Source organism: Frankia sp. CcMO1, assembly GCF_977945845.1.
Genome location: NZ_CDWTMG010000008.1, coordinates 1 through 6,199 on the forward strand (window position 1 = coordinate 1; position 6,199 = coordinate 6,199).

Below are 6,199 nucleotides of genomic sequence, written 5' to 3' on the forward strand. Positions count from 1 at the left end.
CGTCCCGACGATCGGCACCCCCAACAGGTCGAACCCCCCGCGTTCCGGGGAGTCGTGGCTGTGCCGGCCGGGCGAGCGGTCGAGCACGACACCGACGACCGACCAGCCCGACGTCGGATCCCGCTGGGCCAGCCGGACCAACGCCGCCGCGGAGTCTCCCGCCCCGACCACCAGCACCCGGTGCAGGCAGCGGCCCGCCCGGCGCATCCGGTGCAGGTAGCCGCGCGCGGCGGCGCGGCCGGCCACGGTCAGCAGCAGCGCCGCCGGGAAGGCGATCAGCACGTAGGCACGCGCGAGCTCGGCCTTGGTCGCATAGGACAGGACGGCCACCACCGCGGTGAGCTGCGCGGCGGCGTTGAGGACCCGGCGGAACTCCTCCGAGCCACTGCCGAGGAACCGGCTCTCGTACGCCCGGCTCAGGTACATCGACAACACCCATGCGACGGGCAGCAGGATCGACATGGCGACATACGGCGTCGCGGAGACCGGCTTCAGGTCGAACTCGACCAGTCCGCCGAACCGGACCAGGTAGGCCACTCCCGCCGCGACCACGCAGGCGGCCGCGTCGGAGCCCACGAGCAGCCAGCCGTACGGCCGTTCCCAGCGAACCTTCGCCCGGTAGCCGACGGCACCGTCGGACGCTCGGTCCGCGCCGGGGTCCGCGCCCACCTCGTAGCGGTCGTACCAGGCGGGCCCATCGGCCCCGTCGAGCGGTTTCGGGATGGCATCCGTGCCCGGCCCCGCGGCCAACCCCACCTGTGCATGGCTGAAGACAGTGCCCGTCACCTGGCAGACCCCCCACGGCCGCAACATCTTCGGACCGACGACGGGGAGAACACTGGTTGGCGCCGACAACGCGTGTCACCTGTGTATCGACGCGCCCCGGCCTGGTGCCGAGCCCCCGAACCCGCCGCACCACCGACCATCCGGACCCCCCATCCGACCGGCACTGCACGTACGCGCGTAACTCTAACGTGCCGAGATGGGAGGATCCACGGCGTCAACCCCCGATGACTCATACGCGTAACAAAAATCGCAACTAGGCGTCCAGCGACACCACGGTCAAGCAACACCGGACAGGTACGCCCGTAGCAGCCGCTCGGCCTCGTCGATCGCGGCGAGCTCGACGTACTCGTCCCGGGTATGGGCCAGGTTGGGATCGCCCGGCCCGTAGTTGAGCGCCGGGATTCCGAGCTCGGCGAAGCGCGCCACGTCCGTCCAGCCGTACTTCGCCACCGGCACTCGACCGGTGGCGGCGACGAACGCCGCCGCGGGCGGGGCGGCGAGCCCGGGCAGCGCCCCGCCAGCGAGATCGGTGACCTCGACGTCGTAGCCCCCCAACACCTCGCGGACATGCGCCACCGCCTCGTCGGGGCCGCGGTCCGGGGCGAACCGGAAGTTTACCGTGACCTGGCACCGGTCGGGGATCACGTTGCCCGCTACCCCACCGTCGATCCGCACCGCGCAGAGCCCCTCGCGGTAAGTGCAGCCGTCCAGCGTCACCGTCCGCGCCCGGTAGCCGGCGAGGCGGCGGAGCAGATCGCCGGCCTTGTGGATGGCGTTGTCCCCGAGCCACGACCGGGCCGAGTGCGCCCGGGTGCCGGGGAGCGTCACGACCACCCGCAGGGTGCCCTGGCAACCCGCCTCGATCTCGCCGGAGGTCGGTTCCATCAGGATGGCCAGATCCGCCGCCAGCCAGTCCCGGTGCCAGGCAGCGAGCCGGCGCAGCCCGTTGCGGGCCACCTCGACCTCCTCGTGGTCATAGCAGACCCAGGTAACGTCGTGACTCATCGCGCCGGGCGTGGCGACCGGGAGCGTGCCCGCGAGCCGCAGCGCGACCGCGACCCCTGCCTTCATGTCCGAGGTCCCGCAGCCGTAGAGCCGCCCGCCCACCACACGCGAGGGCAGGTTGCCCGCCAGCGGAACGGTGTCCAGATGGCCGGCGAGCAGGATCCGGCCGGGCAACCCCAGCTCGGTCCTGGCCACCACGGCGTCACCGTCCCGGTCGACCCGCAGCCCGTCCACCGCGGTGAGCGCCTTCTCCACCGCATCCGCGAGGGCGGCCTCGTCCCCACTTACCGAGGGCACGTCGACCAGCGCCCGGGTCAGCTCGCCGACGGGCGCCGTGAGGTCGAGGCTCATGCCGTCACCCTACGGCCACCGGGCCAGCGGATCGTTAACCGGCGACAGGACGCCAGCCAGCAATAAGATCGCTAACCGGTGACAGGATCGTTAGCCGGCGACGCCGTGCTCCCGCAGGATGTCGTTCAGCGCCAGCTTGTCGTGGATCTCGCCCTCGGCGAGCGTCCGCAGCACCAGGATGCAGGGCATCGCGAACTCCCCGCCCGGGAACGACTTCACCCGGTTGGAACCGACCGCGACCGCCCGCTCCGGGATCTCCCCGCGCGGGTATTCCGCGCCGGTCGTGGCGTCGAAGACATGGGTGGAGGCGGTCAGGATCGCCCCGGCGCCGAGCTTGGCCCCGCGGCGCACCCGCGCGCCGTCCACCACCATGCAGCGACTGCCGACGAAGGCGTCGTCCTCGACGACGACGGGGACCGCGTTCGGCGGCTCCAGAACCCCGCCGAGCCCGGCCCCACCGGACAGGTGCACGTTGCGGCCGACCTGGGCGCAGGACCCGACCGTGGCCCAGGTGTCGACGAGGGTGCCGGCACCGACGTAGCCGCCGATGTTGGTGTAGCTCGGCATGAGGACGGCCCCGGGCTCGACGTGCGCGCCCCAGCGCACGATCGCGCCCGGTACCACCCGCACGCCGTCGAATCGGGTCTTGAGCGGCACCCGGTCATGGAAGCGGAAGTCACCCGCGGACGACTCGACCATGGCGAGAACCTTGAAGGACAGCAGGATCGCCCGCTTGGCCCGCTCGTCAACGGCGACCGAGCCGCCCGCGGTGACCGTGGCGACCCGGGCCACGCCCGCATCGATGGCGTCGACGGCGGCCACCACGATCTTGCGGGCGTCGGCGTCGTCAGTGTTCAGCTCCGCCCGCCGTTCCCACAGTTCGTCGACGGCGGGATCGATCGGAGAGTCGAGGGATGTGTTCGAGGCGCTCACAAGCCCGACCCTACGAGGTGGCCCCGGCCTCGCGAGGTAGCGGGGCCACGGATCCGGGCCGGGTGCTAACGGATGTCCGGCTCGGCGCCCCCATAGCTACCCTGAGCGATCGGCTGACCGTAGTCGGGCCGAGCGCCGTAGTCAGGCCGAGCGCCGTAGTCGGGCTGCCCCGTGGCGGCGACCGGCGACAGCATCGTCATCCGTTCGGGAACGGTCGCCACCTGCGAGTCCGCAGCGGTCAGGGCGATCCGGACGTGATACCGGCCATCCTCCCCGTAAAACGTCCCGGGCGCGACGAGTATCCCGACCTCGGCCAGCGCGTCCACCGTGGCCCAGGCGTCCTCACCCCGGGTTGCCCACAGGTAGAGGCCGGCCTCGCTGTGATCGATGGTGAATCCCGCGACCGCGAGTGCCGCCGCGAGGACGGCCCGCCGGTTGGCGTAGCGCGCCCGCTGATCCGCCACATGCATGTCGTCGGCGTACGCGGCCGCCATGGCGGCCTGCACGGGCGTCGGCATCATGAAGCCGGCGTGCTTGCGGACCGCGAGGAGGCCCTCGACCAGGGCCGAGTCACCGGTGACGAACCCGGCCCGGTAGCCCGCGAGGTTGGACCGCTTCGACAGCGAATGCACTGCCAGCAGTCCCTCGTGGGAGCCGCCGCACACGTCGGGGTGCAGCACCGAGACGGGCCGGCTCTCCCAGCCCAGCTCGATGTAGCACTCGTCGCTGGCGACGATCACACCGCGCTCCCGCGCCCAGGTGACCACGGCGCGCATCTCGGCGACCGTGAGCACCCGCCCGGTCGGGTTCCCCGGCGAGTTCAACCAGATCAGGGTCACCCCGTCGGCCGGGCCCACCACCGGTTCGCAGCGGGCGAGCAGCGCGCCGACCTCGTAGGTCGGATAGGCCGGAGTCGGCACCCACACCCGGTCACCAGGTTCGAGCCCGAGCTGACCGGGGAGCTGAGCCACCAGTTCCTTCGTCCCGAGCACGGGCAGCACCGCGCCCGGGTCGACGAGCACGCCGAGCCGGCGGGCCAGCCAGCCGGCCGCCGCCTCGCGCAGTTCCGGGGTACCCGCGGTCAGCGGGTACCCCGGAGCGTCAGCGGAGCCGGCCAGCGCCTGCTGCACGACGGCCGGCGCGGCGTCGACCGGAGTACCCACCGAGAGGTCGACCAACCCGTAGGGATGCAGCCGGGCCTTCTCCTTGAAGGAGACCAGCTGGTCCCACGGGAAGTCGGGCAGCCGCACCCGGGACCGGGCCGGTGACCGCGGGACTCCGGAGATGTTGCCGGGTCTCCCAGGGCCGCTCAGGACTCGCCCTGAGGAGCCAGCGCGGCGACCGTCGGCGGGTCGAAGTCCAAGGCGCCGACCTTCGATGCGCCGCCAGGCGACCCGAGCTCCTCAAAGAAGTTCGCGTTGGTGTCGGTGTACCCCTTCCACTGATCGGGAACGTCGTCCTCGTAGTAGATGGCCTCCACCGGGCAGACCGGCTCACAGGCACCACAGTCGACGCACTCGTCAGGCTGGATGTAGAGCATCCGTCCGCCTTCGTAGATGCAGTCGACCGGGCACTCCTCGATGCAGGCCCTGTCCTTGACATCGACGCAGGGCTCTGCGATGACGTAGGTCACCGGTTTTTCCTCCTCCGGCTCACGGGCGACTGAGTCCTTAGTATCGACCTGGACAGTTCCGTGTCGACAACAAGGGCGTGCGCTGGTGGTGTATGTCGTCCGCATCACTCCGGCCGATGTCGGCGCGCGAGTTATGCTCCGCCACCGCATCCCCGGACCGGTATCCCTCAGTGATGTTCTCGGAACGTTGCGGTCATGGTCATCGGGTGTGCTCACGGTTGTCACTGCCGAGGGCACACCCGTCCAGGTTACCGAGGATGCCGTCGTAGCGGCACGCGTCATCCCACCCCGCCCACCGACACGACGTACGCGGAATGTCCCGGGTGCGACGGCTCTCACGGAGATTGTCCCGAATACGACTACCCCGAAGGCGACTATCGCGGAGGCGACTGTCCTGGGGACGACCGTCCCGGACCCGCCCGATCCAGAGGCGCCCGATTCGAAGGTGCCCGGCCTGAAGGCGGCTGCCCCACCAGGAGCGGCTGCCCCGGAGGCGGCTGCCCCCGGCGTGAACGCTCCGAGCGAGCTCTCGTGAGCACCCGCAGCCGCGGCAGGTTCGCCGAGGTCGTGCGCCGCGAGCCGATCGACCTGGCGGTCGCCTGCCATCTGCTCACCGCCGAGGTCGACCCGGCAGCCGACACCCCCAACGCCACCGCCACCCTGAACGCCCTCGACACACTCGCCGCGCAGGCCCGTCCACTGCTCGCCGCGCGGACGACCTCGAGCCGACGGTCCCGGTTCCCCCGGGCCGACCACGGTACGCCGATGGCACGCCAGACCGGCGCACCGGGGCAGGCACCACCCGGGCAGGCACAGCCCGGGCAGGCACAGCCGGGATCCGGATCCGAGGCGGCGGGGCGCTTGGAGGGGGTCGGCCCGGGAGCGGGGGATTTCGACCCGAGGATCGCCGCCGAGACGCTGCACGAGTCCCTGGGGCTCGCCGCCGGCTTCGCCGGGGCCGAGGACGACTACACCGACCTCCGCTCCTCGCTGCTCCCCGATGTGCTGCGCCGGCGGCGCGGCCTGCCGATCCTGCTCTCCGTCGTCTGGCTCGAGGTGGCCGCCCGGCTCGGGGTCCCCGCCTATCCCGTCGGGCTTCCGGGGCACGTCGTGGTCGCGGTGGGTTCCCCCCAGGACCACGTGCTCGTCGATCCGTTCGCCGCCGGCCGGCTACTGACGGTGCACGACGCCGCAGAAAAGGTACGCGCGGCCGGGTTCGCCTTCACCCGTGCCCACCTCGCTCCGATGAGCGCGCAGGATGTGCTCACCCGGATCCTCGGCAACATCCGGGTCCTCGGGGCGCGCTCGGACGCGCCGCACATGCGGCTGTGGGCCGTCGAGCTGTCCCTGCTGCTCCCCCACCACCCGGCGAGCCTGCGCCGGGAGCGCGGCGAGCTCCGCGTCCGGTTGGGCGACTTTCTCGGCGGGGCCACCGATCTGGCCGCGTTCGCCAACACGGTGGCCGCGGTCGAGCCGGCCGCCGCGGCGGCC

The 6,199-nt window shown here is 71.9% G+C and carries 6 protein-coding genes and 1 pseudogene; 2 read left to right on the plus strand and 5 right to left on the minus strand.

The genetic code is table 11. The annotated features are described in order from the left end of the window. From AC08OU_RS02320 to fdxA, 5 genes and pseudogenes are all read right to left on the minus strand, one after another. A partial coding sequence (locus tag AC08OU_RS02320) for a nucleoside-diphosphate sugar epimerase/dehydratase (protein ID WP_476604217.1) occupies positions 1-786 on the minus strand: 786 nt, incomplete at its 3' end. Between the two features lie 276 nt (positions 787-1,062). Beyond that, on the minus strand, positions 1,063-2,142 hold the full coding sequence (gene dapE, locus AC08OU_RS02325) for a succinyl-diaminopimelate desuccinylase (RefSeq protein WP_462188422.1): 1,080 nt from the start codon (positions 2,140-2,142) through the stop codon (positions 1,063-1,065). Between the two features lie 90 nt (positions 2,143-2,232). Further along, entirely contained in the window at positions 2,233-3,075 is an 843-nt protein-coding gene (locus AC08OU_RS02330; RefSeq protein WP_462188423.1) for a 2,3,4,5-tetrahydropyridine-2,6-dicarboxylate N-succinyltransferase, read from the minus strand. A 92-nt stretch (positions 3,076-3,167) separates the two neighbouring features. Beyond that, positions 3,168-4,325 (minus strand): annotated as a pseudogene (dapC, locus tag AC08OU_RS02335) (succinyldiaminopimelate transaminase); the annotation flags it as partial. Between the two features lie 59 nt (positions 4,326-4,384). Continuing rightward, on the minus strand, positions 4,385-4,708 hold the full coding sequence (gene fdxA / locus AC08OU_RS02340; protein ID WP_011438232.1) for a ferredoxin: 324 nt from the start codon (positions 4,706-4,708) through the stop codon (positions 4,385-4,387). Positions 4,709-4,796: 88 nt separating this feature from the next. Between fdxA and AC08OU_RS02345 the strand changes: the two genes are divergently transcribed. Next, positions 4,797-5,243, plus strand: a complete 447-nt coding sequence (locus AC08OU_RS02345; protein ID WP_476601224.1) for a putative acetyltransferase — start codon at positions 4,797-4,799, stop codon at positions 5,241-5,243. After that, positions 5,240-6,199: transglutaminase family protein (locus AC08OU_RS02350; RefSeq protein ID WP_476604218.1), on the plus strand; the 960-nt coding region annotated here is incomplete at its 3' end. The genes AC08OU_RS02345 and AC08OU_RS02350, both read left to right, overlap by 4 nt.

Coding starts and splice junctions, on each gene's coding strand:
- dapE (WP_462188422.1), bottom strand. CDS start 2,142: ATGAGCCTCGACCTCACGGCGCCCGTCGGCGAGCTGACCCGGGCGCTG.